Source organism: Zhihengliuella halotolerans (assembly GCF_004217565.1).
GTDB lineage: Bacteria > Actinomycetota > Actinomycetes > Actinomycetales > Micrococcaceae > Zhihengliuella > Zhihengliuella halotolerans.
In genome coordinates this window covers 1,767,695-1,794,034 of the sequence record NZ_SHLA01000001.1, presented here as the reverse complement: position 1 = coordinate 1,794,034, position 26,340 = coordinate 1,767,695, and the positions used below count along the sequence as shown (strand labels likewise).

Here is a 26,340-nt window from a genome sequence, read left to right as displayed (position 1 = left end):
GATGTACGGTCCAGAATGTGGCATTAGTTGCCTAGGATATTGGTCCTGATCGCCGCAGAAGCATTCACTGCACCACGAGAGAAGGAAATACCGTGTCAGCACCAGTCGCTAACGTGCCGAAGCAAAACACGCGCGGCCGCGTTATCTTCGCCAGCTTGATCGGCACAACGATCGAGTTCTACGACTTCTACATCTACGCCACCGCGTCCGTTTTGGTCTTTCCTGCGCTCTTCTTCCCGGACGCCACCGAGATCAACGCGATCCTCAGCGCGTTCGCGATCTTCGGCGTCGCCTTCGTTGCGCGCCCTCTCGGCTCCATCGTCTTCGGTCACTTCGGTGACAAGATCGGGCGCAAGGGGACCCTCGTGGCCTCGCTGCTGACGATGGGCATCGCGACGTTCCTCATCGGTTTCCTGCCGGCGGCGCAGGGCAGCTTCGTGATTCTCGCACCCATCATGCTCGTGATCTTGCGCTTCGCCCAGGGCCTCGCGCTCGGCGGCGAGTGGTCCGGCGCGGCGTTGCTCGCCACCGAGAACGCGCCGAAGGGCAAACGCGCGATCTACGGCACGTTCCCGCAGTTGGGCGCCCCGCTCGGCTTCATCATCGCGAACCTCATGTTCGTCGGCCTGCAGCTGGGTCTGACTCCGGAGCAGTTCCAGGACTGGGGCTGGCGCGTTCCGTTCGTCCTCTCGGCGGTCATGGTCGCCGTGGGGCTCTACGTTCGCTTGAAGCTCGTCGAGTCGGTGTCCTTCACCAACGTCGTGGAGCAGAAGAAGGTCGCGAAGTCGCCGTTGGCCACCACGTTCAAGCACCACTGGCGCCCGGTCGTCGCCGGCACGTTCATCATGGTTGCGACCTACGTGCTCTTCTACCTGATGACGTCGTTCACGCTCACCTACGGCACGGCCAAGACGACGGAGCAGGCTGCAGCCGCTGCTGCCGAGGCCGGCGAACCGTTCGACGCGGCGGCATTCGTGCCGGGCCTGGGCATCGAACGACCGCTCTTCCTGACCATGTTGATCATCGGTGTCGTCTTCTTCGGTATCTTCACCTTGGTCTCCGGCCCGCTCGCGGAGAAGTTCGGCCGACGCAAGTTCCTCCTCCTCGTCACCACGAGCATCCTGGTGTTCGGCGGTGCATGGCCGCTCTTCTTCGGCCCGGGTACCGCCGCGGCCATGGCCGGCCTTGTCATCGGCTTCACGCTGATGGGCCTCACTTTCGGCCCGATGGCGGCGATCCTGCCCGAGCTCTTCCCGGCCAACGTCCGCTACACGGGTTCGGCCGTCGCCTACAACCTCGCGTCCGTGATCGGCGCGGCCCCGGCCTCGTTCGTCGCGATCGCGCTGTGGCAGGCGGGCGGCGGAAACACCGTCCTGGTCGGCGTCTACCTGGGCATCGGCGCCATCGCCACGCTCATCGCGCTCTGGCTGACCCGCGAGACGCGCGACGTGGACTACGACAACAACGTCGCCTAGCTCGACCCCGCGTCGCGTCTCACCGCCGACGGCGGAGGGTCCAGTACGACGAGACGCGCACGCGGCGGTCCTCGAGCCCCCAGCCCGCCACGGTCCGGGCCATCGCCTTGCACGCCCCGCGCTCGGCGTGGATCATCACCGAGCCGCCTTTGGGCGGACGATTCAGGTCGGAGAGTGCGTCGGCAAGCAGGTCGGTGGTGCCGGGAGCAGCGCCGTTGCGGTGCAGCCAACGTATTTCCAGACCGGGCGGGTGCCGAAGGTCCAGCTCGCCGTCCGCCCCGGCGGCCTCCAGCAGGGCGACGCCGCGGGCGCCGACCGGCAGCGACTCCAGAGCCGAGCTGACGGCCGGCAGCCCGGCCTCGTCGGCGGCGAAGACGTGGAACGCCGATCGAGGATCGGGCGTGAATTTGCCCTTGGCCGGTGAGATGACCAACGCGGTGCCGGGTTCGGCCGCCTGGGCCCAGGCCGAGCCCGCGCCCCCGCCGTGCACTGCGAAGTCGATGGCCAGCTCTTCGGCGTGGAGGTCGACCCACCGAACCGTGTAGGAACGGGTGCGCGGCATCTGCTCCCGCGGCAGCTGCCGGCGCAGCTCCTTCATGTCGTACGGCGGCTCCAGCCCCATCTGTGGATCCGCGACATAGACCTTGACGTACTGGTCGGTGTGACGGTGGGGGCGGAATCCGGACAGGTCCGGGGCGCCGGCGACGACCCGGACCATACACGGGCCGAGCCGCTCCACGCGCTTCACGCGCAGGATGTGCTGTCCCAGCTTCCGCGCTCGCTGCAGCGCGTCGCCCGACGGCGGCGGACCGTCGTCGGACGAGCGATCCGTCACGGACCCGGCCTCGGCGGCGCTGCACATCATCTCCTGCGCCACGAGGCGTGCCGCGGCGGAGGCGGTCTTCTCCGCGGCCGCCGAGAGCTCCTTCGACCGGCCGCGACCGGCCGCCCCCGCGCGCTTCAGTGCCTTTTCGGCCGTCTTGCGACCGGCCTTGGCCCCGGCGCGCTCGGCCTGCCGCAGCACGTCCAGGAGCAGCCGTTCGCTGCCGGTCGACGACGAGTGCCGCTTGTCCTTCTTGCGCTTGGACACCGCCGCACCTGCTCTCGATTCGTCGTTCGGAGCGTCTCGCTCCGTACCCCTGAGTGTGCTCGCTTCGGTGCGGGCGGGCAATGGGGCGGCGTTGGCTACTGCTTGAGCCAGGCGGTCGTCGCGCCCGGCAGGCTGCGTCCGTCGAGCTCGGCGCTGGCGACGAGCACGTCGCCGTCGGGCAGTTCGACGTCGTCGCCGCCGAAGTTGGTGATGCTGACCCAGCCGTTGGGACGGCGGAAGGCGAGCACGTCCTCGCGGCCGGTCTCGATCCATTCGAGGGATTCGCCGGCCTGCAGCTCGCGCCGGAGCCCGAGCGCGGCGCGGTAGAGCTCGAGCGTGGAGCCGGCCGCTCCGTCCTGAGACTGCTCCGAGTGGTCGGCGAACCACTCCGGCTGCGGGAGGTGCGCGTCGGAGTCGCCGAAACCGAACGACGTTCCAGAACTGGTCCAGGGGATCGGGACCCGGCAGCCGTCGCGGCCGAGGCCGTCGTATTCCGCGCCGCGGAAGAACGACGGATCCTGCCGTCGATCGGCCGGGATGGCGGCGACCTCGTGCAGACCGAGTTCCTCCCCCTGGTACAGGTATGAGCTGCCGGGCAGCGCGAGCATGAGCAGGGTGGCCGCGCGCGCCCGACGCACGCCGCCTGCGCGATCGAGCTCATCTTCCGGGCCGCCGGCCGCGACCCACTCGACGCCCTGCTTGACCTTGCGCCCGTTCAGCGGCGGCAGGCCGTAGCGCGTCGCATGGCGCGTTACGTCGTGGTTTGAGAAGACCCATGTGGACGACGAACCGGTGTTGCGCGACTGCTCGAGGTTCTCGGTGATGATGCGGTGGAACTGGGGCCCGCTGAAGTCGGCCTGCAGTAGGTCGAAGTTGAAGGCCTGGCCGAGGCCCTCGGGCGATGCGTATTTCGCCCGGCGCGCCGGCGAGTCCACCCAAGCCTCGGCGACGGCGGTGCGCGGTGGGTCGTACTCGTTGAAGACTCTGCGCCAGTCGGCGTAGATCTCGTGCACCTCGTCACGATCGGCGAGCGGGTAGTCGCCGGAATCGCGGTCCATCGAATCCAGCTCCGCCTTGCTCGGCAGCACCTCGGGCAGGTCCTTGACGAGCAGGTTGGCGACGTCCACGCGGAAGCCGTCGACCCCGCGGTCAGACCAGAAACGCAGCGTCTTCAGGAAATCGGCCCGCACCTCGGGGTTATCCCAATTCCAGTCGGGCTGCTCGGGAGTGAACAGGTGCAGATACCACTGCCCGTCCTCGACTCGTGACCAGGCCGGCCCGCCGAACGCTGCCGTCCAGTCCGACGGCGGGAGGTCGCCGTTTTCGCCGAGCCCGTCGCGGAAGATGTAGCGGTCGCGCTCGGGCGAGCCCTTCGGGGCGGCGAGTGCCCGCTTGAACCACTCGTGGCGGTCGGAGGAGTGGTTGGGGACGATGTCGACGATAACTTTGATGCCGGCGGCATGCAGGGCCGCGGTCATCTCATCGAAGTCGGCGAGCGTGCCGATCTTGGGGTCGACCTCGCGGTAGTCGTCGACGTCGTAGCCCCCGTCGGCCAGAGCCGAGGGGTAGAACGGGCTGAGCCAGACGGCGTCGACACCCAGTGCGGACAGGTACGGGACCTTGGAGGTGATGCCTTTGAGGTCGCCGATGCCGTCGCCGTTGGCGTCGGCGAAGCTGCGCGGGTAGATCTGGTAGACGGCGGCCTGGCGCCACCAGTCGGGGTCGTCCATGCGGTCGACGACGTCGCCCGCGGGCAGGCTCGAGGTCAGATCGGTGCTCATGGGAGTGTCCTTCGGATCAGAGTTTTCGGATGTGTCGCGAACGAGGGCCCGCCGGTACGGACGGCGAGCCCTCGCTGCTTTGCGGGCCCGAGGCGGACCCTGGTTCTGCGCTGCGGATCAGGACTTCACGGCGCCTTGGGTGACCCCGGAGAGGACCCAGCGCTGAGTGAAGATGAAGACGATGATCGCCGGGGCCATCGCCATCAGATAGGAGGCGAACGAGATGTGGTAGTTGCTGCTGAACTGGCTTTGGAAGAGCTGGTTCACCACGGGCAGCGTCTGCATTGCCGGATCGGAGATGATCATCGACGGCATCATGAAGTCATTCCAGGAGAACAGGAACGCGAAGATGCCCACGGTGGCGGCCATCGGCGAGAGCACCGGGAAGATGACCTTCCAGAACGTCTGCCACGTCGTCGCACCGTCGATGCGGGCCGCTTCCTCCAACTCGTGCGGCATGCCGCGCAGGAACGTGGTCAGCAGGAGGACGTTGAAGCCCAGCATGAACATGATGTGCAGGATGCCGACGCCGAGTGGCGTATCCAGGCCGACGAAACCGCTGAGCTTGATCTGCGAGAGCGCGAGGACCGGGAACGGCAGGAACATGGCCGCCAGGACGTAGAAGAACGCGAACTTGAAGAACTTGCGCTCCCAGTTGGCGTGGATCGCGTAGGCGGCCATGCTGCTGATCAGCACGGCGCCGGCGACGGCGATCGCCGAGACGAAGACCGAGGTCATGAAGGTGACCGGGAAGTTGGTCATCCGCCAAGCCTCGATGAAGCCCTCGATGCTGAGCGGGCTCGGCAGGGAGAACGCCTTGCCCTCGACGGCCTGGGCGCCGGTCTTGAAGGCCATGGACACCGTGACGAACAGCGGGACCAGCACGGCCAGGGTGCACACAGCCAGCACGATCGTCAGCGGCAGGTTGAACTTGTCCTTGCCGAGCCGCGCCTTGGAGCGGTTGGTGGGGACCTTTCGGGTGGTCCCGATCGAATCGATGCTTGAGGTCGACATGGTCACTGGTCCTTTCGGCGCATCAGGCGCAGCTGCACGACGGCGATGGCCAGGGTGATGAGGAAGAAGATCGTGGCGGTAGCCATCTGGTAGGCGTAGTCGCCGGTTTCGAAGCCGGAGAAGATCGTCATGGCCACCGATCGCGTCGAGGTGCCGGGACCGCCGTCGGTCAGGCCGATGATGATGTCGTACGCGTTGAGGAACCCCTTGAACGTGAGGATGACGTTGATGACGATGTAGCTCGCCATGAGGGGGATGGTGATCATCTTCATCTGCTTCCACGGGCCGGCGCCGTCGAGGGCCGAGGCCTCGTAGAGGTCGCCCGGGATGGCCAGGAGGCCGGCGATGTAGATCAGCATGGCGCCGGGAACGGCCTGCCACGCGGTGACGATCACGATGGACAGCCAAGCCAGGTTGGGATTGGCGAGGATGCTGTCCTCGAGCGGGCCGAAGCCGACCGCCTGCGCCGCCGTCGGAAGCGTTTTGGCGAAGAGGAACTGGAAGACGAACGCGATGATGATGGGCGAGACAACCATCGGGATCACGAAGATCGCCCGCATGGGCACGCGGGCCCGGATCTGGGCGGTCAATCCCACGGCGAGCAGGAACGCGATGAGGTTCGTCGCGATGACGGTCACCGCCGAGAACCAGATGGTGAACCAGAAGGACGCCATGATCGCCGGGTCGGTGAACATGAGCTCGTAGTTCGCCAGCCCCACGAAGTCCCACTCGCCGTAGCCTACCGAGTTGGTGAAGCTGAAGAAGATGCCCATGACCGCTGGAAGCGCGATGCACAGCGTGAACGCGATCAGCGTGGGCAGGAGGAAGAACAGGTGGGTCTTGTCGGGCCGGCGCTTCGGGGTCGGCCTCAGCCCGGCCGGCGGGGTGGCCGCCGGCGCTTCAGGTGAAGTGAGGGACATGATGCTCCTAGGGTGATCCGCCGGTTAGGCGCGCTTGGCCAGACGTGCCCAGTCGGCGTCGAGCGTGGCGAGCATGCGCTCGAGGCTGGCTCCGTAGACGAGGTCCTGGCTGTAGTTGTAGAAGGGGATGGTGGTCGGGATGCCCTGGGACACGCCCTGGTAGACCGCGCCGCGGTCGACGTACGGCTGCATCTGAAGAATGCGCTCGTCGGTGACGGGCGGCGCGTCGGTGCGCACGCCGAAGCCCAGAGCGTGTTCGTTGTAGGGATCCTGGATCTCCGGTCGAGCGAGGAATCGGAGCAGCTCGCGGGCCTCGTCCTTGCGGTTCGAACCCTCGGGGATCCAGAGGGCGAGGTCGAGGTTGACACGGACCTTGTTGTCGGCCGGGTCCTCCGTCATCGGCAGCGGGAAGGTGCCGACCTGCGCGTCCGGATTGATCTTCTGCACCTCGACGAGCGCCCAGGGCCCCTGGAAGTACATGGCGGCCTCGCCGTTCGCGAAGGCGTTGTTGCCGTCGCCGTAGTTCCGGCCCCTCGCGTCGCGCTGGTGGTACGGCAGCAGGGTGAGCATCTTCTCGAGCGGTTCGCGGAGGACCTTGCTGAAGGAGACCTCGGAATCGGGCCCGACATCCGGGCCGATTTCTCGCAGCTGCTGGAAAAGACCGATCACGTCGACCATGCCGCCGACGGTGTAGTCCACGAGGCCCTGGACGATGGTCCAGTTGTCCGCCCACGTGCCGTAGATCGGCGTGACGCCCGCGTCCTGGAACGTCTCGCAGGCGGCGATGAACTCGCTGTGAGTCGTTGGAACCTCGACGCCGTGCTCGTCGAAGATCTCCTTGTTGTAGATCACGGCCGCAGACATCATCGAATAGGGCAGCACCGAGAGCCGGCCCGGATACGAGGGGTAGAGTGCCATCTGCTCCTTCACGGAGTCGGTGATCGTCGCGGCCTCGGGCAGATCCGAGAGGTCGCTGAGCTCTCCGCGTTCCTGGAAGCGCGCCATCTCGTAGTTGTAGAGCTGCAGAGCGAGGTCCGGCGGAGAGGCCCGCACGAACTGCCCGTTGAGGGTGGCCTCGCTGGTGTCGTGGATCGGCCGGATGTCTGGGAATTCGGCGTGGAATTCCGCGAGCAAGTCCTGGATGTACGGGATGACTTCGCGTTTGGTCTGGTAAAAGCGGATCGCGGTCGCGTCGCCGCCGCCTCCGGAACACCCGGCGAGGGTGAGTCCGGCGAGCCCTGCGGCACCGGCGAGAAGACTCCGCCGCGAAACCGTCGATGGTGGGAATGAACCCATGCTCGTCTCCTTGGGGTCGAGTCCGATGAGAGGTAGATCGTCACAAGGTGTAGTGATGTGCACCACACCGTATCGGGCATAAATTTAGCATGTAAATATAAGTGCGTCTATAATTACAATGTGCATGACGTCACAGAACTCCAATCCTCGGACCCGAACCGGTGGAAGCGGGCCGCCGCCGCCCCGGATGGTTCGTTCGTAGCGCCCCATGCGCGCGCTGAGACCTCCTTCGGGCGAGAGCAGCAGAACGACGAACCGGTCTCTCCGCGCACGCTGAACGCGCGGAGACTGCTCACGTTCGCCTGGCCGGGGCAGCCGCTCACGGCTACGGAATTCATGGAGGGTACGGGTCTGACCCGTGCCACTGTGCTGTCGGTCTGCCGCGACCTCGCCGCGGCCGGGTGGTTCGAGGAAGTCGCGGACGCGCGGGCCGCAGGCAACTACGCCAAGGGCCGCCCCGCGCTGCGCTACGTGTTCCGGCCGGATGCCGCCTACGTCATCGCGTGCGACGCGGACGAGGACGATTTCACGGTGGTGGTCACCGACTTGCACGGCGTGGAGCTCGTGCGGATCCACCGGAACATCGGGGCCACCCGGACGGCGGATACGCGGCGCCAGCTCCTCCTCGACCTCGTCGACGAGGCATTGAGCCTCGCGGACGTGGCACCGGAGCGTGTCTCCGCGATCGTCATCGCCGTACCCGCGCCCGTAGACCCGGACGGGGAGTCGCCCGCGGACGAGGATGAGAACTACTGGAACAAGGTCAACCCCGGATTCATCTCACTTTTCGATGGCCGCGGGTGGGAGGTCCTCGTCGACAACGACGCGAATCTGGCGGCGCTCTGCGAAGCCGCAGAAGGTGCCGGCGTCGGCGTACGATCCTTCGCGACCCTGCTCTCCGCGGAGCGGTTCGGGGCGGGAATCGTCGTCGACGGAAGGCTCTTGCGCGGCAAGCACGGGGGAGTCGGCGAGATGAGGGTCCTCGACATGGTCGTCGGCGTCGAAGCGCCGCACGGCCTCCTGCGGCGCGTGCGCTGGGAGATCCGCCAACTCGCCGAGGCGGGCGAACTCGCGGGCGAACTCGCCGCTCTGCCGCCAGCTGAACGGGGAGCAGAGGCCGTCTTCAGTGCGGCTGAGCGTGGCGACGCCACGGCCCTGCGCATCGTCGACGCGCTCGCGGGGAGGCTCGCCCCGGTGGTTCAACTTCTCTCGGGGCTGCTGGACTTGGATCGGATCATCGTGGCTGGTTCGATCGCGGCCTCCGCCGAACCGGTCCTGCGGCGGACCCGCGAGATCATGGGCAAGGGGTCCCTGCTCGGGTGGGCGGACCTCGTCGCGTCGACGCACGGTTCGGACGTGGTCCTTCGCGGCGCGGTGTCCTCGGCGATCGCCCTCGTGCGCGAGCGAGCGCTGTTGAGCGAAGCCGCCTCGGCCGTCTCAGCCGGATGAGACGACGACGGCGTCGCCCCCGCGCTGGGGCGACGCCGTCGTCGTGCCGGGACCGTCCGGGTCAGTCGGCGATCGTCGCGATCGCTGCGCCCGCGTTGACCGTTTCGCCCACGGCGGCGGTCAGCCCCTCGATGGTGCCGGCCTTGTGCGCGGTGAGTGGCTGCTCCATCTTCATCGCTTCGAGGACGACGATCAGATCGCCCTCGGCTACCGTATCGCCGTCCTGCGCTGCGACCTTGACGATCGTGCCCTGCATCGGCGAGGTCAACGCGTCACCGGAGACGGCCGCCGTCGCTCCGCCGCGGGAGGAGCGCTTGCGCTTGGCTTTCCCGGCCTTCGCCGGGGCTGCGGCGGCACCGAGTCCGGCCGGCAGGACGACCTCGAGGCGCTTGCCTCCGACCTCGACCGTGATGGACTGGCGCTCGCCGTCGTCTTCGGCGGCCGGTGCGGAGTCGGCGGCGGAGAACGGGGCGATGCTGTTCTCGAATTCGGTCTCGATCCAGCGCGTGTGCACGCGGAACGGGGCCTCGGTGGGGACGAACGCGTCGTCGGACATGACGGCGCGGTGGAACGGCAGGACCGTGGGCATGCCCTCGATCGTCATCTCGGCCAGAGCGCGTCGGGCGCGCTGAGCGGCCTGCTCGCGGGTCGAGCCGGTGACGATGAGTTTGGCGATCATCGAATCGAAGTTGCCGGAGACGGACTCGCCCTCCTCAACGCCGGAATCCACTCGCACACCTGGGCCTGTGGGCAGCTTGAGGGCGGTGATGGTGCCGGGGGCCGGCATGAAGTTGCGTCCGGCGTCTTCGCCGTTGATGCGGAACTCGAAGGAGTGGCCGCGGATCTCCGGGTCCGTGTAACCGAGCGCCTCTCCGCGCGCGAGGCGGAACTGCTCGCGGACGAGGTCGATGCCGGTGACCTCCTCGGAGACCGGGTGCTCGACCTGAAGGCGGGTGTTGACCTCGAGGAAGGAGATGACGCCGTCCTGACCCACGAGGAACTCGCACGTACCGGCTCCGACGTAGCCGGCCTCGACGAGGATGGCCTTCGATGCCGCGTAGAGGCGCTCGTTCTGCTCGTCCGTCAGGAACGGCGCGGGCGCCTCCTCAACGAGCTTCTGGTTGCGGCGCTGCAGGGAGCAGTCGCGGGTGGAGACGACGACGACGTTGCCGTGGGCGTCTGCCAGGCACTGGGTTTCGACGTGGCGCGGGGCGTCGAGGAAGCGCTCGATGAAGCACTCGCCGCGCCCGAACGCCGCGGTGGCCTCGCGAACAGCCGACTCGTAGAGTTCGCCGATGTCCGCGCGGTCGCGTGCGACCTTGATACCGCGGCCGCCGCCGCCGTACGCGGCCTTGATGGCTAGGGGCAGGCCGTGCTCGTCGGCGAAGGCGACGACTTCCTCGGTGCTCTCGACAGGGTCCTTCGTGCCGGGGACCAGAGGGGCGCCGACCTTCTCCGCGATGTGGCGGGCCTGAACCTTGTCGCCGAGCTGGGAGATGGCCTGCGGGGGCGGGCCGATCCACGTCAGGCCGGCGTCGATGACGCGCTGGGCGAACTGGGCGTTCTCGGAGAGGAAGCCGTACCCGGGGTGGATCGCGTCGGCGCCGGAGGATGCCGCGGCGTCGAGGATCTTGTCCATCACGAGGTAGGAGTCCGCAGCGGTGCTTCCACCGAGGGCGTAGGCCTCGTCGGCGAGGCGGACGTGCAGGGCGTCGCGGTCCGGATCGGCGTACACGGCGACGGAGGCGATGCCCTCGTCGCGAGCGGCGCGGATCACGCGGACGGCGATTTCGCCGCGGTTGGCGATGAGGACCTTGGTCAGCTTGGCCATGGTGTGTGCGGTCTCCTTCTCTTGAACACGAAGGAGCCTACCGGCAATTGTGGGGTATCAACGCATCAAACCGATGTTTTCCGCGTGCCGCCCGTCCATATTTGTAGGTTTTCTACAATCGCGCGGTGCGTGGCACTCTCCGTCCACTGGACGCGCTGACGGGCGGAGTTCTCCACGGGGTGCTGGCGCGCCGTGCAACCGTCGGTGGACAGGCTGCAGGATCGGTTCCCATGGACTTTCCGCTCATCTCCACCCGGCTCCTGGGCGACGACGGCGCCGCGACGCTTCGGGCCTACCATCGGGGAGAGCTTCTGCGGCTCCGCCGCAGTGGCCCGTTCGCTTCCCGGGCACGTCCTCATGCTGCGCACGGCCGCTTCGGAGCGAGCTGGCGCAGGTTCCGCTGGACGGGAAGTTCCAGCCTCGTGGATTCGGCGTACGTCACCGGTACCTTCCTCCTCCGCGGGTGCACGGGCTGCGGGAGGGGTCTCCATCTCGGACTTCGTCGACACCGTGGCCCAATGCGCCGGGTACCTTCCGTTCGATGAGGCGGTCATCATCCTGGATGCGGCGTTCGCCGGCCGCGCCAGATGCTCAACGGACAGGGCGTCGGTGATCGCCCGGGTTCCGCACGTCGTCGAACGCCGCAAGGCGAGACGGGCCCGGAGAGCCATCGACTTCGCCGACGGGTCGTCCGAATCCGCCGGGGAATCCCTCAGCCGCGTCCTGATCGACCGATTGGGCTTCGTCGCTCCGTGCACTCAGTACAGGGTGCAGGACGGCGGCAAGTACATCGCCCGGACCGACTTCGGCTGGCCCGAGTCGGGGGTGGTCGGTGAGTTCGATGGCGCGATCGAGTACGGCCGCTTGGCGGCGGCGGCCGGTCGCGACGGTGGTTCTGTGCTAATGGACGAGAAGGTGCGGGAGGACCGAATCCGGCGTACGGGCACGCGCGTTGCCCGGTGGATCTGGAGGGATCTACTGGATCCGGTGCGGCTCGAGGAGATCCTGGTCCAGGCAGGACAGAGCCTGTGCAGGGGCCGGTCCTCTGGCCCGGAGCGGTGGTCAGGACCAGAGGTCAGTAATCGTCAGACCCATCGGATCCAGGAGGTCCCGCAGCGTCGAGACGGAGAGCCCCACCACCGCGTGCGGATCGCCCTCGACGCGTTCGATGAACGCCGCCCCGCGACCGTCGATCGTGAATGCACCCGCACAGTGCAGCGGCTCGCCGGTCGCCACGTACGCGGCGATCTCCTCGTCGCTCGGCCGGCCGAACGTCACCGCGGCGGAAGCCACCGCGCCGACGGTCACGCCGGTGCCGGCGTCCTCGCCCGATTCATCGTCCGTCGCACGGTCGTCGATCAGCCAGTGCCCCGTGTGCAGCACACCGGTGCGCCCGCGCATCGCGCGCCAACGCTCGACGGCGACCTCCTCGGTGTACGGCTTGCCGTAGGGGACGCCGTCGAGCTCGAAGACCGAGTCGCACCCCAGCACGACCGCCCCGTCCGCGTCGCCGCCAGCGGCGACGGCCTCGGCTTTCGCGCGGGCCAGCAGCAGGGCCGTGTCGGCGGGGGAGAGGTCGCCGAAACGCTGCTCGGCGTCGGCCACTGCGGCGGTCTCGTCGACGTCGGAGACGAGCGCCTCGAACGCGATTCCGGCGTCGCGCAGGATCCGCGCCCTCCCCGGCGACTTGGAGGCGAGCACGAGCAGCGGAAGTTCGGCGGTGGCGGGCACGGGGGCGGAGTTCTCGGTCATGCCACCACCGTATACGTCCGCGGCCCCTCGCCGGCGCGGGCAGCGGGCACGACGCCGGCGCTACACCCGCGTGCCGGTCGCCGGCAACTCGCTCGTGGCCGGGGAGGTCGGGCTGTTTGCGTAGAACTCGCCGTCCGGGCCGAAGGCGTCGTCCAGGCCGAGAGCGTCGTCGGCGTCGGGAACCTCGGCCCGCGCGGTCTGCAGCTTGGCCCCCTCCACGTCGACGTCCGGCAGGACCTTCTCCAACCAGCGCGGCAGGTACCACGCGTGCCGGCCCAGCAGGTGCATGACAGCCGGGGTGAGCGTCATCCGGACCACGAACGCGTCGAACAGCACGCCGAACGCCAGTGAGAAACCGATCGCCCGGATCATCGTCATGTGGCTGAAGATGAACCCCGCGAAGACGCTCGTCATGATCAGCGCCGCAGCGGTCACCACCGGGGCCGCGTGCCGGAAACCGGATGTCACCGCCTCGCGCGCGTCCTGGCCGTGGGCGAAGGCCTCGCGCATTCCGGAGACGAGGAACACCTGGTAGTCCATGGCCAGGCCGAACAGGATGCCGGTCAGCAGGATGGGCAGGAAGCTCATGATCGGCCCCGGCGAGGCGACGCCGAAGATCTCGCCGAGCCAGCCCCACTGGTAGACGGCCACCGTGGCGCCGAAGGCGGCGAACAGCGAGAGTAGGAAACCGGCTGTCGCGAGCAGGGGCACGACGACGGAGCGGAAGACCAGCAGGAGCAGGATCAGTGACAGCCCGACGACGATGCCCAGGTAGAGCGGCAGTGCCTCGGCGAGCTTCTCGGAGACGTCGATCTGGCCCACGACCTGCCCGGTGAGGGCGACCTCGGAGCCCGTGGCCTCGGCGATCGCGCCCTTCTCGGCGCGCAGTTCGTGCACGAGTTCCTCGGTCTGCTCGTCGGAGGGGCCGGCTGCGGGGATGATCTGGACGATGCCCACGGTGTTCGCCTCGTTCGTGGAGACCGGGACGGCCGCGACGACGCCGTCGATGTCCCGCAAGTAGTCGGCGACGTCGAGATTCGCCTCCAGCGCGCCGTCCTCGTCGAGTGCGGCGCCGTCGTCCGTTCGCGGCAGGTCGACGACGGCCAGGAGCGGCCCGTTGTAGCCGGCGCCGAAGCGCTCCGCCACCTCGTCGTGGGCCGTCCGTGCACTGGAACCGACGGGCTCGGCGCTGCCGTCCGGCAGGGCCGTGCGCAGTTCCAGCGCCGGCAGCGCGATGAGGCCGAGCACGGCGACGGAGACGATCGTCGTGAGCCACGGTCGGCGGGTAGCGAGGGCGCCCCAGCCGCGCTTCGTCGTCGTACCCTGCGCGTCGCCTCCGGCCGACGCGCCGGGGTGCGGTGCGGCCGCCGACTCCCGGGCTGCCGCGGCGCGGGCGCGGGCCTTTTTGGACAGCAGCCGCTGACCGAGTGCTCCGAGGATCGCCGGGGTCAGGGTGAGGGCCATGACGACGGCGACTGCCACTGTCAACGCCGCCGAGAGGCCGAGAATCGAGAGGAACGGCAGTCCCGGGACCACGAGGGCGGCCAGCGCGATGACGACGGTCAGCCCGGCGAAGACGACGGCGTTGCCGCTGGTCCCCGTCGCGCGGCCGATCGACTCCTCCAGTTCCATCCCGTCGAGGAGCTGACGGCGGTGGCGGTGCACGATGAACAGCGAGTAGTCGATGCCGACCGCGAGGCCGAGCATGAGCGCCAGCGCGGGCGTGATCGACGCCATCTCGATCACGCTCGACAACGCCAACGTGGACCCGACGCCGACTGCGACGCCGAGCACCGCGACGATGAGCGGCAGGCCCGCCGCGACGATGGTTCCCAGCATGACGAACAAGACGATCGCGGCGATCGCGATGCCGATGATCTCCGCGGCGCCGAAGACCTCGCTGATATCCTGGATGATCTCCTTCGAGTACTCGACGTCGACACCGGCGGTCCCGACCGAGTCTGCGACGCGCTGGATCTCCTCACGCTCCGCCGGGGTCAGGGCGTCGGTCGAACCGACGAACTGGATGGCGGCGGCCGCCGTCGTCCCGTCCGCCGAGACAAAACGCAGGCCCTCGCTCGACGCCGCCTGGCGGGTTCCGAGGCTGATCTGTGCTTCGGCGTCGGCGAGTTCGGCTTCGCCGTCCGCGAGTTCGGCTTCCGCCTCCGGGATCTTCGCGGCCTCGGCGTCGAGTGTCGCCTCGGCCTCGGTCAGGCGCTCCTCGTTGGCGGCGATCTCCGCTTCGCCGGCTTCGATCTGCGCCTGTCCTTCGGCAAACTGGCGCTCGCCGGCGGCCAGCTTCGCCTCGCCGTCGGCGAGTTGTGCGGCCGCGGCGTCGAGCTCCGCTTGGCCCGCGGTGAGTTGCGCGGAGGCGGCGTCGAGTTCCTTCTGGCCGTCTGCGATCTCCGCCTTCGCGGCGTCGAGTTGACGCTTGGCGCCGGCGAGTTCTTTCTCGCCAGCGGTCAGTTCCTTCTGCTTCGCTTCCAGCGCGGCGCGACCCGAGGCCAGCTCGGCTTGGCCCGCGTCCAACTGCGCGCCCGTCGCCGTCAACTGCTCGACGGCGGCGCGGCCCTCGTCGATCTGCGCTTGTGCCGCGGCGACCTCCGCATCCGACATCTCGCCGGACTCCGCGGCGGCGTCCAGTTGCGCCTGACCGGCGTCGAGCGCCTTCGTCGTGTCCGCGAGGGTGCTCACACCGAACTGTGAAGTCAGTCGGGCGACGCCGGTCTCATACTGCTCGCGGCCGGCGTCGAGCTCGGACTGGCCGTCCGCGAGATCCCGCTCGGCGGCGGCGATCTGCTGCGCGCCGGCCTCGGCCTGCTGGACGCCGGTTCGGTACTCGGCGAGACCGTTCTGGTAGTCGGCGCGGCCCTTCTCGAGCTGCTGCTTTCCGGCCTGGTATTCGGCGCGGCCGTCCGCGAGCTTCGCCTGGCCGGCCTCGTATTCGGCGCGGCCGTCGGCCAACTGGGCGCGGGCCTGCTCGAGTTCGGGGCGCGAGGCCTCCAGCTCGGCGCGCCCGACGTCGAGTTCGCTCTGGCCGGCCTCCAGCTGTTTCCACCCGTCGGCCACTTCAGTGCGTCCGTCTTCGAGCTGCTGCTTGCCATCGGCGAGCTGCTGCTTTCCGTCCTCGAGCTCGGCGCGGCCCTCCTCGAGCTGCGTGCGGCCCTCGTCCAGGTCGGCCAGGGCATCGTCGAGCTGCTGCTGCGTCTCGAAGGGATCGCGGGCCTCGCGGACCGGATCGAGCTGCTCGAGCTCGCCGAGGGCCGCGGCGACCGCACTCCTCTGCGCCTCGGTGAACGGCTGACCGTCCTCGGTCTGGAAGACGATCGTGCCGGTCCCGCCGGCGGCCTCGGGCAGTTCCTCCTTTAGCCGATCCAGGGTCTGCTGCGTTTCGGTGCCCGGAATCGAGAACTGGTTGGTCAAGGTGCCCATGAACAAGCCGGCGCACAGGGCGACGATCGTGAGCACGGCCGCCCACGCGGCGATGAACCACCAGCGTCGGCGGAAAGCGGCCCGGCCGAGCCGGTAGAGGAAGGAAGCCAAAGTGAATGCCTTTCGGGGCGTGAGGAGGGCGGGCAGCCGTCAGAGGCAGGTGGAGCGCAGCGCCGGGAAGCCGTCGCGGAGCTGGGTGAGGGCCTCGATCACGGTCGCCTGGAGGCGTTCGAGCGAGGGACGTCCGAGGCTGCGCGCGAGGCCGCCCTCGGCACTGTGGTCGCCGAGCTCGCTGCCCCAGTGCGCAAAGGCTGCGCGGCCGGCGCCGACGAGCGCTTGCGCGAACGTCGAGGCGGCGAGCGGCGGTACGTCGGCGTCGTCCTCCCGGAGGAATTCGACGATGCGCTCGGCGCACGTGTTCCACGACTCCAGTTGGAGCCGGGCCAGCTGCGGATTCGACTCGGCCAGCAGGAAGAGCTCAGCTACGGGGCGTAGAGCGTCGGCGCTGATCGCGTCCCGGATGGCGCGGACGGCTGCTTCGGCGACGGGGGTGTCCTCGGGGAGGGTGCCGAGGTTCTCGACCGCGAGGTCGAGAAAGTTGTCCATCGGCACGTTGAGGGCGGCCTCGATGGATCCGAAGTAGTTGAAGAAGGTTCTGCGCGAGACGCCGGCCGCATCTGCCAGGCGGTCCGCGGTGATCGGTTCGTCCGGATTCGCGCGCAGGATGTCGACGGCGGCGGTGACGATCGCGCGGCGGGTCGCGGCCTTGTTCTGCTCGCGGCGGGAGACGGGGCCGGCTCCCGGGGAGTCGTCCGGCAGGACCGGCGGGGCAGGTGAGAGATTGCGTCGAGTCGTCATCACATCATTACACTACGTGCAACTTTGCACACTGTGCAAATTAGTGCGGTTCGGCGTGCGGGTGCTCCGGAGACGACGCCGGCCGGCACCCTCGTCGCGAGGATGCCGGCCGGTGCCGGACGCTGGGCCGCCGCTGCGGGCGGCAGGATCAGCTGCGGGTGTCGACGAGTTCCTTGTCGTCGTCCGCGCTCCCCGTCTCTGAGGCGGCGGCCTCGGGGGTCTCGCTGTCCTCGTCCGCGAAGGGGTCGAGCGGGTTGGCAGCGTTGTACTTGTCCTCGTCGAGGATTCCTTCGCGCTTGGCGACGAGGGTGGGCACGAGGATCTGCCCGGCGACGTTGACCGCGGTGCGGCCCATGTCGAGGATCGGGTCCACGGCGAGCAGCAGGGCTACACCCTCGAGCGGTAGACCGACGGTGGTCAGCGTGAGTGTCAGCATGACCGTGGCGCCAGTCGTGCCCGCCGTGGCGGCGGAACCGACGACGGAGACCAAGACGATCAGCAGGTAGTGGATGAGGCTCAGGTCGACGTTGAAGAACTGGGCCACGAAGATCGCGGAGATCGCCGGGTAGATGGCCGCGCAGCCGTCCATCTTCGTCGTCGCGCCCAGCGGGACCGCGAAGGATGCGTAGCCGCTGGGGACGCCGAGGTTCCGCTCGGTGACGCGCTGGCTCAGCGGCAGCGTGCCGATCGAGGAGCGCGAGACGAAGGCCAGCTGGATGGCGGGCCAGGCGCCGGCGAAGTACTTCCGGAAGGAGAGCCCGTTGATCTTCAGCAGGACCGGGTAGACGAGGAAGAGTACGAGGGCAAGGCCGACGTAGATGGCCGCGGTGTACTTGCCGAGGGCGCCGATGGTGTCCCAGCCGTACGTCGCGGTCGCGTTGCCGAGCAGGCCGATGGTGCCAATGGGGGCCAGACGGATGATCCACCAGAGGACCTTCTGGATGATGGCCAGGACGGAACGGGAGAAGCTCAGGAACGGTTCGGCCGCGGAGCCGAGCTTCAGGACTGCGATGCCGACGGCGATCGCGATCACGATGATTTGCAGGACGTTGAAGTTGACCCGAGTCGAGACGGAACCGTCGTCCGCCGAATAGTTCGCCGAGACGTCCAGCCCGAGGAAGTTAGACGGGATCAGACCCTGGAGGAAGCCGAGCCAGCTGCCCGTGCTCCCGTCGTACCCGGCGGGCGTCTCCTGGCCCGTGCCCACGCCCGGTTGGAAGACGGTGCCCAGCGTGATGCCGATGACGACGGCGATCAGTGCCGTGATCGCGAACCACAGCAGGGTCTTCCACGCCAGCCGGGCGGCGTTGGAGACCTGCGCGAGGTTCGCGATCGAGGCGATGATCGCGAAGAAGATCAGCGGGATGACGGCCGTACGCAGCAGCGACACGTAGGACGAGCCGATGATCTGCAGGGTCTGGCCCAGTGCGTTCGGGTCGTCGGTGGTGCTGCCGGTCGCCTTGGCGACGAGCCCGAGGGCGACGCCGACGAACAGAGCGGCGATGACCTGGGGCCCGAAGGCCGTCATCCAGCGGGGCAGGCGGGGTTTCGTCGAGGTGGAAGTCTGAGTGCTCACCCGGCGACAATAGGTGACGGGGTCTATTGCCGCGAAGCGATTGTGGCGCAGTGTGACATCCGGGTGCTCCGGGTCACTCCAGCAGGGCGCGGCGCAGCGTGTCTAGGCCGACGGAGCCGACCGCGAGGGCGTCGGTGTGGAAGGCCCGCAGGTCGAATTTCTCACCCTCGCGCTGTTCGCGGGAGCTGCGGATCTCCTCCCAGAGGCGCTGACCGATCTTGTACGACGGCGCCTGACCGGGCCACCCGAGGTAGCGGGTGAACTCGAACTTGAGCTGGCCTTCGGAGAGGTCCAGGTGCTGGGACAGGAAGTCGAAGCCGACCTCCGGGTCCCAGGTCTGCCCCGGGGCGCCCGCGCCCATGAGGTCGGCGTCCCAATCTTCGGGCATCGCCAGTTCGAGGTGGACGCCGATGTCGAAGACGACGCGCGCCGCGCGCATCCGCTGCATGTCGAGCATTCCGAGGTAGTCGCCCGGATCGTCGAGGAAACCGAGCTGGTGCATGAGCCGCTCCGCGTACAGGGCCCAACCCTCGGCGTGGCCGGAGGTGAAGCAGAGATGGCGGCGCCAGGGGTTGAGGGTGTCCTTCAGGCGCGTCGCCGTGGCGATCTGCAGGTGGTGGCCGGGCACGCCCTCGTGGTAGACCGTCGTCGTCTCCGCCCACGTGGTGAAGCTGTCCTCACCCGCGGGCACGGACCACCACATGCGGCCGGGGCGCGAGAAGTCGTCGGAGGGGCCGGTGTAGTAGACGCCGCCTTCCTGCGTCGGGGCGATCTTGCACTCGAGCCGGTCCATGGGGGCGGGGATCTCGAAGTGCACGTCCTTCATGGCGGCGAGCGCGGCGTCGGAGCGTGCCTGCATCCAGTCCCGCAGCGCATCCGTGCCGTGCAACTGGCGCTTTGGGTCAGCGTTGAGGATCGCTTTGGCCTCGGCGATCGAGGCGCCGGGGCGGATCTGCTCGGCGGCGCGGCGCTGCTCGGCGATGATCCGCTCGAGTTCGCCGATGCCCCACGCGTAGGTCTCCTCGAGATCGACGGCGGCCCCGAGGAAGCGGCGGGACTTGAGCGCGTACAGCTCGCGGCCGACGGCGTCCTTGACTGGGGCGGCATCGAGAAGCTCGACCTCGAGGAAATCGGCGAACGACCCGTAGGCTTCTGCGGCGATACGCGCGTTCGTGGTCAGGTCGACCTGCAGCTCGGCCGGCAACTCGCCGTCGGCTACCTGCGCGTTCTGGGCGAGCTGCTCGAAGTAGCCGTCCTCGGCGGCGTACTCGCGCGTCTGCTCGATGACGATCTCGACCTGACGCCGCGCGGAGACGAGGCCGGCGTCGCGGCTGGTCTGCAGCGACTGCGTGTAGCCGGCCAGCGCGGCCGGGACGTTCGCCAGCCGACCGCTGATGTGTTCCCAGTCTGAGGCCGTCACCGTCGGCATCAGGTCGAAGATGCTGCGGATCTCCTGAGCGGGTGAGGCGATGTTGTTCAGTTCCGTGATGCCCGTGGCGTGGATCTCCAGCTCGAGTCCGAGGCGCTCGCGCATCGCGTCGAGGGTGACAGCGTCGATCTCATCGGCGGGTTCGAGGTCCGCCAAGGAGTCCAGCACGGCACGGGCGGCTTCGGCCTGGGCCTCGCGTCCGGCGGGGGAGTAGTCGCCGTACTCCCTCTCGCCTCCCGGGATGCCGAGGATGGTGGCCAGGTCCGGGTTCAGGGCCAGGGTTCGCTGGTAGTACGCGTCGGCCACGGCATCGATGGGTGTGGGCGCGCGGCGGGCTTCGGCCTCGATTGTGCTCTGGGTCATGCCGCCACCATATCGTGAACGGACCATTGAATAAATGCAGGATCTCCCGCGGCGGCTCTCGGCGGGGCGTTACCGAGAGCCTGTTCAGGAGCGGCCGCTGCGCCAGGCCCCCGGCATCGAGACCATGCGGCGGTTGTGCCGCACGCGGTCCCGGATCGTGTCCTTGCGGGTGCGACGGCCCGGGCGCTCGACGGCCTCGATCCCGCGCAGGGACAGGACGACGGCGGTCAGCGCCGCGAGCTCCTCGGGCGTCGGATTGCCGCGGGTGACCTCGAGCGCGGGTGCCCCGGCAGCTGCGCCGGCCGGGGCCGGCGTCGTGCCCTCTAGGCGGTTGTCGATGCTCATGGCGCTCCTTACAGCGGGATGTTTCCGTGCTTCTTGGCCGGAATGGACGCGTGCTTGTCGCGCAACGCGCGCAGGCCACGGACGATCTGCAGGCGGGTGTCGCTCGGGGCGATCACGGCGTCGATGTAGCCGAGCTCGGCGGCCTGGTAGGGGTTGAGCAGTTCGGCTTCGTAGCCCTCGATGATCTCGGTGCGCCGGGACTCGACGTCGCCGCCCTCGGCCTCGACCTTCGCCAGGTCGCGCCGGTAGAGGATGTTGACCGCGCCCTGGGCGCCCATGACGCCGATCTGGGCCGTGGGCCACGCGATGTTGATGTCGGCGCCGAGCTTCTTCGAGCCCATGACGATGTACGCGCCGCCGTAGGCCTTGCGGGTGATCACGGTCAGCTTCGGCACGGTCGCCTCGGCGTACGCGTAGAGCAGCTTGGCGCCGCGGCGGATGATTCCCTGGAACTCCTGGTCCTTGCCGGGCAGGAACCCCGGCACGTCGACCAGTGTGAGGATCGGGATGCCGAACGCGTCGCAGTTGCGCACGAAGCGTGCCGCCTTCTCGCTCGCAGAGATATCCAGGGTGCCGGCGAACTGCATCGGCTGGTTGGCGACGATGCCGATCGAGCGGCCCTCGACGCGGGCGTAGCCGATGATGACGTTGGGTGCGTAGAGCGACTGCATCTCGAGGAACTCGCCGTCGTCGACGATGTGCTCGATGACGGTCCGCATGTCATACGGCTGGTTGGCCGAGTCCGGGATGAGCGCGTCGAGAGTGAGGTCGTCGGCGGTGAGCTCGAGTTCCTCGTCGAAATCGACGTGCGGAGCCTCGGCGAGGTTGTTCGACGGGAGGTAATCGAGCAGCTCGCGTACGAACTCGAAAGCGTCGGTCTCGTCGGAGGCGAGGTAGCTGGCAGTGCCCGTGGTGGCGTTGTGCTGGCGCGCGCCGCCGAGGGTCTCCATGTCCACGTCTTCGCCGGTGACGGTCTTGATGACGTCCGGGCCGGTGATGAACATGTGGCTGGTCTTGTCGACCATGATCACGTAGTCGGTCAGGGCGGGGGAGTAGGCCGCGCCGCCGGCGCACGGGCCCATGATCACGGAGATCTGGGGGATCACGCCCGAAGCGTGCACGTTGTTCCGGAAGATGTCCGCGAACATCGCGAGCGACGCGACGCCTTCCTGGATGCGTGCGCCGCCGCCGTCGTTGATGCCGACGATGGGGCAGCCGTTGCGCAAGGCGAATTCCTGGACTTTGACGATCTTCTCGCCGTTGACCTTGCTCAGGGAACCGCCGTAGACAGTGAAGTCCTGGGCGTAGACGGCGACGAGGCGGCCGTCGACGGTGCCGTAGCCGGAGACGAGGCCGTCGCCGAGGGGGCGCTTCTTCTCCATGCCGAAGGCCGTGGTCCGGTGCACGGCCAAGGCATCGAACTCGACGAAGGAGTCCGTGTCGAGGAGCATCTCGATGCGCTCGCGGGCGGTGTTCTTGCCTCGGGCGTGCTGCTTCTCGACGGCCTCCGGGCCGGACGGCAGCAGGGACTGGGCCTGCCGGCGGCGGAACTCGGCGATCTTGCCCGCGGTAGTGCTCAGGTCGATCGCATCCGCTGCGGCCATGGTCTCGGCGTCGCTCATCCTTCGAAGGCTCCTTAGGTTGTCCAGCGGTTGGCGTCGGGCGGACTTCGTGGCTGTAGGAATGGCACAACACCAGCATCCGCTCAGGCAAGTCTAATGAGACGATACCCGGACGCGACTGTAGGAAGCCTACAAAAACGGCCCCAAAGTTCGCGGCGCGGCCCGTGGCGCCACCGTCAGTCCGATGCTACTGGCGGGTAACAATTGGGCGTGATCTGCGTTACGCTGGCTGTCATGACGCAGAACACCCCGCAGAATCTCGCCGGCCGAACCCTGCTGATGAGCGGTGGCAGCCGCGGCATCGGCCTCGCCATCGCGCTCGCCGCAGCTCGCCGCGGCGCCAACGTCGCCCTGCTCGCAAAGACGTCGGAGCCGCACCCGAAGCTCGACGGCACCGTCCACACGGCCGCCGCCGAGGTGGACGCCGCCGGCGGCCGCGGGCTCGCCGTCGTCGGGGACGTGCGCAACGACGACGACGTCGCCCGCGCCGTGGAGGCGACCGTCGCGGCATTCGGCGGCATCGACATCGTCGTCAACAACGCGTCCGCGATCGACCTGTCGAAGACCGACGCGGTCGACATGAAGCGCTTTGACCTCATGCAGGACATCAACGTCCGCGGTACGTTCCTGCTCTCCAAACTCGCGCTGCCGCACCTGCGCGAGTCCGCGGCCGCGGGGCGCAACCCGCACATCCTCACCCTCTCACCGCCCATCGCGAGCGGTCCCGGGGGCACGCTCGAGCCGGCTTGGGCCGGGGAACACCTGGCCTACACCATGGCCAAGTACGGCATGAGCATGACGACCCTCGGGCTCGCGGAGGAACTGCGCGGCGACGGCGTGGGTGTGAACTCGCTCTGGCCGGCGACACTGATCGACACGGCCGCCATCCGGGCGCTGCCCGGCGGCGAGCAGATGGTCCAGTCCGCGCGCACCCCCGAGATCGTGGCCGACGCCGCGGTCGAGGTGCTCTCCCGCCCGGGGCGCGAATGCACCGGGAACTTCTTCACCGACGAGGCCGTCCTGGCCGAGGCCGGCGTCGAGGACCTCAGCGGGTACAGCGCCGGCACGGGCCGCCTGATTCCGGACATCTTCCTCTAGCATCCGCCGCGGGTTCCGGCGGGCCGCCCAAACCGGGGCACGCGCCAGTAGGGTGGGATTATGAGCACGCCACAGCAGACGCCACCCGGCCCGGCCCGCCCGCCGTTGGAGGCCGGGCGGCTCGACGCCCTGCGATCCCCGGCCGGCCCTTATGCGGCGATCACGGTCGTCGAGGAGACCGGGTCCACGAACGCCGATCTCGCGGTGGTGGCGAACGCCTCCGCCGACCTGACGGTCCTGGCCACCAGCCATCAGAGTGCCGGAAAGGGGCGCCTCGGTCGCGGGTGGACGGCCCCGCCGCGCAGTTCGCTGGCGGTCTCCATTCTCTTCAAGCCGGACCGTCTCCCGGCCGAAGCCTACGGCTGGCTGTCGATGCTGTGCGCGCGGGCCCTGGTCGAGGCGCTGGAGGCCCGGGGCGTGCGCGCCGCCGTGAAGTGGCCCAACGACGTTCTCGTCGCCCCGCGCGATCGCGACGACGGCCGCTGGCGGAAGGTCGCCGGCATTCTGGCGCAGCTCGTACCCGCCGCCGCCGGCCGCGTACCGGCCGTCATCGTCGGGACCGGCATCAACATCGATCTCACGAACGAGGAGCTGCCGGTGCCCACCGCGACAAGCCTCGCGCACTCCGGGTACGACGTTGGCGGCACTGACATCCTCACTGGTTACCTCGAGCGTGTGGCGGCACGGTACGGCCGCCTCGTCGCCGGCGGCGGCGACGCCCGCGCGCTCGGCGAGCTGCGCGGACTGGTTGCGGAGTCCATGGCGACCCTCGGCGCCGTCGTGCGGGCCGAACTGCCGGACGGGCGCACGCTCGAGGGCACTGCCACGGCGCTCGAGGCCGACGGCGGCCTCACGCTGACCGGTGCCGGCGGCGAGGGGCACACGGTCCACGCGGCCGACGTCGTGCACCTGCGCAGGGCCGACGGCGGCTACGCCTGAGCCGCAGCCCGGGATCGCCGAGCCGCCCTGACTAGACTGGATGGTGGCAGGATCGGGACACAGGGAGAGGCGGGCAACGCGTGCGAATCAAGCTCGGCGAAGCGGAGCGGGTCATTGTCAAGACCCGCCAGCACCGCCGCGTCCTCACGCGGCCCGCGTGTCTGCTCCTCCTCCTCGTGGCGGCCACCGGGTTCGGGGCCGGTTGGCTGGGTCGGGACGGCCTGCCCGAGTGGCTCGAGGACATCTTGCCGATCGTCTATCCGTCCCTGCTCGGCCTCTGCGCCCTGCTGATCCTCGTCTGGAGCGTGGTTCCCTACGCCCGGTGGGCGCGCACGTGGTACTACCTCACCAACCGGCGCGTCCTCATCCGCACCGGCGTCGGCGCCCGCTCGCTGCGGGAACTTCCGCTCGTGCTGATTCGTGAACTCATCGTCAGACAGACCATGATGCAGCGCTCCGTGGGGGCGGGGCATCTGGTGATGATCACGGCCGACGGAGAGACGATCCTGGAAAACGCGCCCGGAGTTCACAAGTTGCGTGAGCTCGTCCTCGACGCAATCGAGGAGCTGCCTCGAAGCGTCATGTTCGATGGTGTAGAACTAGAGACTGAACAACAGATGGATTGGGCGGCGCCGGAAGGCCGGACGCCGGATGGGAAGCCGCATGTCTGAGAACCGCGAACACGACGAGGCTCGCGGGCACCCTCGGACGCCGGAACCGGCCATGGCCGCGACCCCTGTCGAGCCGGAGTCCCCGCGCGAGGGTGCCGAGTCCGAGCCAGCGACGCGTGAGCTGCCCGCGATCGACGTCGAGCTCAAGTTCCCCGACCACTCCCGGTACGCGGCCGGTACCGCCCCGGACTTCGATGACTCCTACAAGATCGCAGACGTCCCGTTCTCCGCCCACGACCTGCCGACGGATCCGGGGCCCATCACGCGCGCCCTTCCGCTCGTGGAGGCCATCAAGCGCCAGCAGGTCAAGGCGTCCACGAAGAACCTCGAGTCCCGCCTCATCGGCGGCGAGCGCACCATGAAGCGCCGCGATGTGGCCGCCCAGGCCGGCATCTCCCTGCACAGCGCCCGGAAACTCTGGCGTGCGCTCGGCTTCCCCAACCACGGGGACGAGGACGTTGCGTTCACGCAGAAGGACCTGGACGCACTGCTGACGATCATCGACAACGTCCGCTCCGAGCGCCTCACCGAGGAGGCCGCCATCTCCGTGACGAGGTCCATCGGGCAGATGACCGATCGCATGGTCGTCTGGCAGATCGAGGCGCTCGTCGAGGACATGATCCAGAATCAGGGGATGAGCGACCCCGAGGCCCGTCGCACCATGGTCGAGCTGCTGCCTGACCTCATCGCACCGCTTGAGGAACTGCTCGTCTACTCCTGGCGGCGGAACCTCAACGCGGCCGTCCACCGGCTCGGCGCGCGCTCACAGGCCGGCGCCGTCTCCACCGGGGACGACGACGACGCTCCACTGCCGCTCGCCCGCGCGGTCGGGTTCGCCGACCTCGTCTCCTACACTTCGCTCTCGCGCCGCATGAACGAGCGCACGCTGGCCCAGCTCGTCCAGCGCTTCGAGAACAAGTCTGCGGAGATCATCTCCGTCGGCGGCGGTCGCCTGGTCAAGACCATCGGCGACGAGGTCCTGTTCATCGCCGAGACGCCGCAGGCCGGAGCCCAGATCGCTCTGACGCTCGCCCAGGAACTCAACGCCGACGACGCACTGCCCGAGGCCCGCGTGTCCGTCGTGTGGGGGCGCGTTCTCTCTCGCCTCGGGGACATCTACGGCCCGACGGTTAATCTGGCCGCACGGCTGACCTCCCTGGCCGAACCGGGGCAGATCCTCACTGACGCGCTGACAGCGGCGACGCTCAAGGGCGATGTCCGCTTCATCCTCTCCGAGCTTGAGAGCACTCCGGTGCGCGGATTCGGGGACATCACCCCGTTCGATCTCGCCCATGGCGAGGGCGGGTCCCTCATCATCGACTGAGCTCCGCCGTGGTGCCGCCGGTGTCTAAAACCCTTAGTCAGGTCCTAGGACTCACATGGGGAGAACTCCCCATGG

The 26,340-nt window shown here is 68.6% G+C and carries 19 protein-coding genes; 6 read left to right on the top strand and 13 right to left on the bottom strand.

Annotated features, from left to right (window positions below; genetic code table 11):
- The first annotated feature begins 92 nt into the window (after window positions 1-92).
- On the top strand, window positions 93-1,475 hold the full coding sequence (locus EV380_RS08060) for an MFS transporter (protein ID WP_102159131.1): 1,383 nt from the start codon (window positions 93-95) through the stop codon (window positions 1,473-1,475).
- Window positions 1,476-1,494: 19 nt separating this feature from the next.
- On the opposite strand, the gene EV380_RS08055 is transcribed toward EV380_RS08060, so the two are convergent.
- The 5 genes from EV380_RS08055 to EV380_RS08035 all read right to left on the bottom strand — a co-directional run bounded on the left by EV380_RS08055 (window position 1,495) and on the right by EV380_RS08035 (window position 7,576).
- Window positions 1,495-2,565 carry a siderophore-interacting protein gene (locus EV380_RS08055; RefSeq protein WP_130450579.1) on the bottom strand — a complete coding sequence of 357 codons (1,071 nt, stop codon included), beginning with the start codon at window positions 2,563-2,565 and terminating at the stop codon, window positions 1,495-1,497.
- A 95-nt stretch (window positions 2,566-2,660) separates the two neighbouring features.
- Window positions 2,661-4,346, bottom strand: coding sequence for a glycoside hydrolase family 13 protein (locus EV380_RS08050; protein WP_130450577.1), 1,686 nt, complete (start codon window positions 4,344-4,346; stop codon window positions 2,661-2,663).
- A 117-nt stretch (window positions 4,347-4,463) separates the two neighbouring features.
- Window positions 4,464-5,360: a carbohydrate ABC transporter permease gene (locus EV380_RS08045; RefSeq protein ID WP_102159128.1), complete on the bottom strand. Its 897-nt coding sequence runs from the start codon at window positions 5,358-5,360 to the stop codon at window positions 4,464-4,466.
- Window positions 5,361-5,362: 2 nt separating this feature from the next.
- Entirely contained in the window at window positions 5,363-6,280 is a 918-nt protein-coding gene (locus EV380_RS08040) for a carbohydrate ABC transporter permease (RefSeq protein WP_130450575.1), read from the bottom strand.
- Between the two features lie 24 nt (window positions 6,281-6,304).
- Window positions 6,305-7,576: an ABC transporter substrate-binding protein gene (locus tag EV380_RS08035; RefSeq protein ID WP_130450573.1), complete on the bottom strand. Its 1,272-nt coding sequence runs from the start codon at window positions 7,574-7,576 to the stop codon at window positions 6,305-6,307.
- Between the two features lie 120 nt (window positions 7,577-7,696).
- On the opposite strand from EV380_RS08035, the gene EV380_RS08030 reads away from it, so the two are divergent.
- Window positions 7,697-9,025: an ROK family protein gene (locus EV380_RS08030; protein WP_130450571.1), complete on the top strand. Its 1,329-nt coding sequence runs from the start codon at window positions 7,697-7,699 to the stop codon at window positions 9,023-9,025.
- A gap of 61 nt (window positions 9,026-9,086) precedes the next feature.
- Here the strand turns inward: EV380_RS08030 and EV380_RS08025 are convergent, their stop codons facing one another.
- The 8 genes from EV380_RS08025 to EV380_RS07990 all read right to left on the bottom strand — a co-directional run bounded on the left by EV380_RS08025 (window position 9,087) and on the right by EV380_RS07990 (window position 22,233).
- A complete protein-coding gene (locus tag EV380_RS08025; protein WP_130450569.1) occupies window positions 9,087-10,856 on the bottom strand; it encodes an acetyl/propionyl/methylcrotonyl-CoA carboxylase subunit alpha in 1,770 nt (589 codons plus the stop codon).
- 1,062 nt (window positions 10,857-11,918) lie between these two features.
- Window positions 11,919-12,608 carry a Maf family protein gene (locus EV380_RS08020; RefSeq protein ID WP_130450567.1) on the bottom strand — a complete coding sequence of 230 codons (690 nt, stop codon included), beginning with the start codon at window positions 12,606-12,608 and terminating at the stop codon, window positions 11,919-11,921.
- A gap of 60 nt (window positions 12,609-12,668) precedes the next feature.
- Entirely contained in the window at window positions 12,669-16,151 is a 3,483-nt protein-coding gene (locus EV380_RS08015) for an MMPL family transporter (protein WP_130450565.1), read from the bottom strand.
- Between the two features lie 39 nt (window positions 16,152-16,190).
- A complete protein-coding gene (locus EV380_RS08010; protein ID WP_130450563.1) occupies window positions 16,191-16,898 on the bottom strand; it encodes a TetR/AcrR family transcriptional regulator in 708 nt (235 codons plus the stop codon).
- A 148-nt stretch (window positions 16,899-17,046) separates the two neighbouring features.
- Window positions 17,047-18,474: a dicarboxylate/amino acid:cation symporter gene (locus EV380_RS08005; RefSeq protein ID WP_130450561.1), complete on the bottom strand. Its 1,428-nt coding sequence runs from the start codon at window positions 18,472-18,474 to the stop codon at window positions 17,047-17,049.
- Between the two features lie 73 nt (window positions 18,475-18,547).
- Window positions 18,548-20,266: a DUF885 domain-containing protein gene (locus EV380_RS08000; protein ID WP_130450559.1), complete on the bottom strand. Its 1,719-nt coding sequence runs from the start codon at window positions 20,264-20,266 to the stop codon at window positions 18,548-18,550.
- Between the two features lie 84 nt (window positions 20,267-20,350).
- Window positions 20,351-20,611 carry an acyl-CoA carboxylase subunit epsilon gene (locus EV380_RS07995; RefSeq protein WP_130450557.1) on the bottom strand — a complete coding sequence of 87 codons (261 nt, stop codon included), beginning with the start codon at window positions 20,609-20,611 and terminating at the stop codon, window positions 20,351-20,353.
- Between the two features lie 8 nt (window positions 20,612-20,619).
- Window positions 20,620-22,233, bottom strand: a complete 1,614-nt coding sequence (locus EV380_RS07990) for an acyl-CoA carboxylase subunit beta (protein WP_242607543.1) — start codon at window positions 22,231-22,233, stop codon at window positions 20,620-20,622.
- A gap of 234 nt (window positions 22,234-22,467) precedes the next feature.
- Here EV380_RS07990 and EV380_RS07985 point away from each other — a divergent pair, with 234 nt between their 5' ends.
- The 4 genes from EV380_RS07985 to EV380_RS07970 all read left to right on the top strand — a co-directional run bounded on the left by EV380_RS07985 (window position 22,468) and on the right by EV380_RS07970 (window position 26,265).
- Window positions 22,468-23,331 carry an SDR family oxidoreductase gene (locus EV380_RS07985; RefSeq protein ID WP_130450555.1) on the top strand — a complete coding sequence of 288 codons (864 nt, stop codon included), beginning with the start codon at window positions 22,468-22,470 and terminating at the stop codon, window positions 23,329-23,331.
- Window positions 23,332-23,391: 60 nt separating this feature from the next.
- Window positions 23,392-24,270, top strand: coding sequence for a biotin--[acetyl-CoA-carboxylase] ligase (locus tag EV380_RS07980; protein ID WP_130450553.1), 879 nt, complete (start codon window positions 23,392-23,394; stop codon window positions 24,268-24,270).
- A gap of 80 nt (window positions 24,271-24,350) precedes the next feature.
- On the top strand, window positions 24,351-24,941 hold the full coding sequence (locus EV380_RS07975) for a PH domain-containing protein (RefSeq protein WP_130450551.1): 591 nt from the start codon (window positions 24,351-24,353) through the stop codon (window positions 24,939-24,941).
- Window positions 24,934-26,265, top strand: coding sequence for an adenylate/guanylate cyclase domain-containing protein (locus EV380_RS07970; RefSeq protein ID WP_242607542.1), 1,332 nt, complete (start codon window positions 24,934-24,936; stop codon window positions 26,263-26,265). Before EV380_RS07975 ends, EV380_RS07970 begins: the two co-directional genes overlap by 8 nt.
- The last annotated feature ends 75 nt before the right edge of the window (window positions 26,266-26,340 follow it).

What these genes read in the sequence shown, in the direction of transcription:
- EV380_RS08050 (WP_130450577.1), bottom strand. Translation starts at nt 4,346, where the DNA reads ATGAGCACCGATCTGACCTCGAGCCTGCCCGCGGGCGACGTCGTCGAC.
- EV380_RS08045 (WP_102159128.1), bottom strand. Translation starts at nt 5,360, where the DNA reads ATGTCGACCTCAAGCATCGATTCGATCGGGACCACCCGAAAGGTCCCC.
- EV380_RS08040 (WP_130450575.1), bottom strand. Translation starts at nt 6,280, where the DNA reads ATGTCCCTCACTTCACCTGAAGCGCCGGCGGCCACCCCGCCGGCCGGG.
- EV380_RS08035 (WP_130450573.1), bottom strand. Translation starts at nt 7,576, where the DNA reads ATGGGTTCATTCCCACCATCGACGGTTTCGCGGCGGAGTCTTCTCGCC.
- EV380_RS08025 (WP_130450569.1), bottom strand. Translation starts at nt 10,856, where the DNA reads ATGGCCAAGCTGACCAAGGTCCTCATCGCCAACCGCGGCGAAATCGCC.
- EV380_RS08020 (WP_130450567.1), bottom strand. Translation starts at nt 12,608, where the DNA reads ATGACCGAGAACTCCGCCCCCGTGCCCGCCACCGCCGAACTTCCGCTG.
- EV380_RS08010 (WP_130450563.1), bottom strand. Translation starts at nt 16,898, where the DNA reads ATGACGACTCGACGCAATCTCTCACCTGCCCCGCCGGTCCTGCCGGAC.
- EV380_RS08000 (WP_130450559.1), bottom strand. Translation starts at nt 20,266, where the DNA reads ATGACCCAGAGCACAATCGAGGCCGAAGCCCGCCGCGCGCCCACACCC.
- EV380_RS07995 (WP_130450557.1), bottom strand. Translation starts at nt 20,611, where the DNA reads ATGAGCATCGACAACCGCCTAGAGGGCACGACGCCGGCCCCGGCCGGC.
- EV380_RS07990 (WP_242607543.1), bottom strand. Translation starts at nt 22,233, where the DNA reads ATGAGCGACGCCGAGACCATGGCCGCAGCGGATGCGATCGACCTGAGC.
- EV380_RS07985 (WP_130450555.1), top strand. Translation starts at nt 22,468, where the DNA reads ATGACGCAGAACACCCCGCAGAATCTCGCCGGCCGAACCCTGCTGATG.
- EV380_RS07980 (WP_130450553.1), top strand. Translation starts at nt 23,392, where the DNA reads ATGAGCACGCCACAGCAGACGCCACCCGGCCCGGCCCGCCCGCCGTTG.
- EV380_RS07970 (WP_242607542.1), top strand. Translation starts at nt 24,934, where the DNA reads ATGTCTGAGAACCGCGAACACGACGAGGCTCGCGGGCACCCTCGGACG.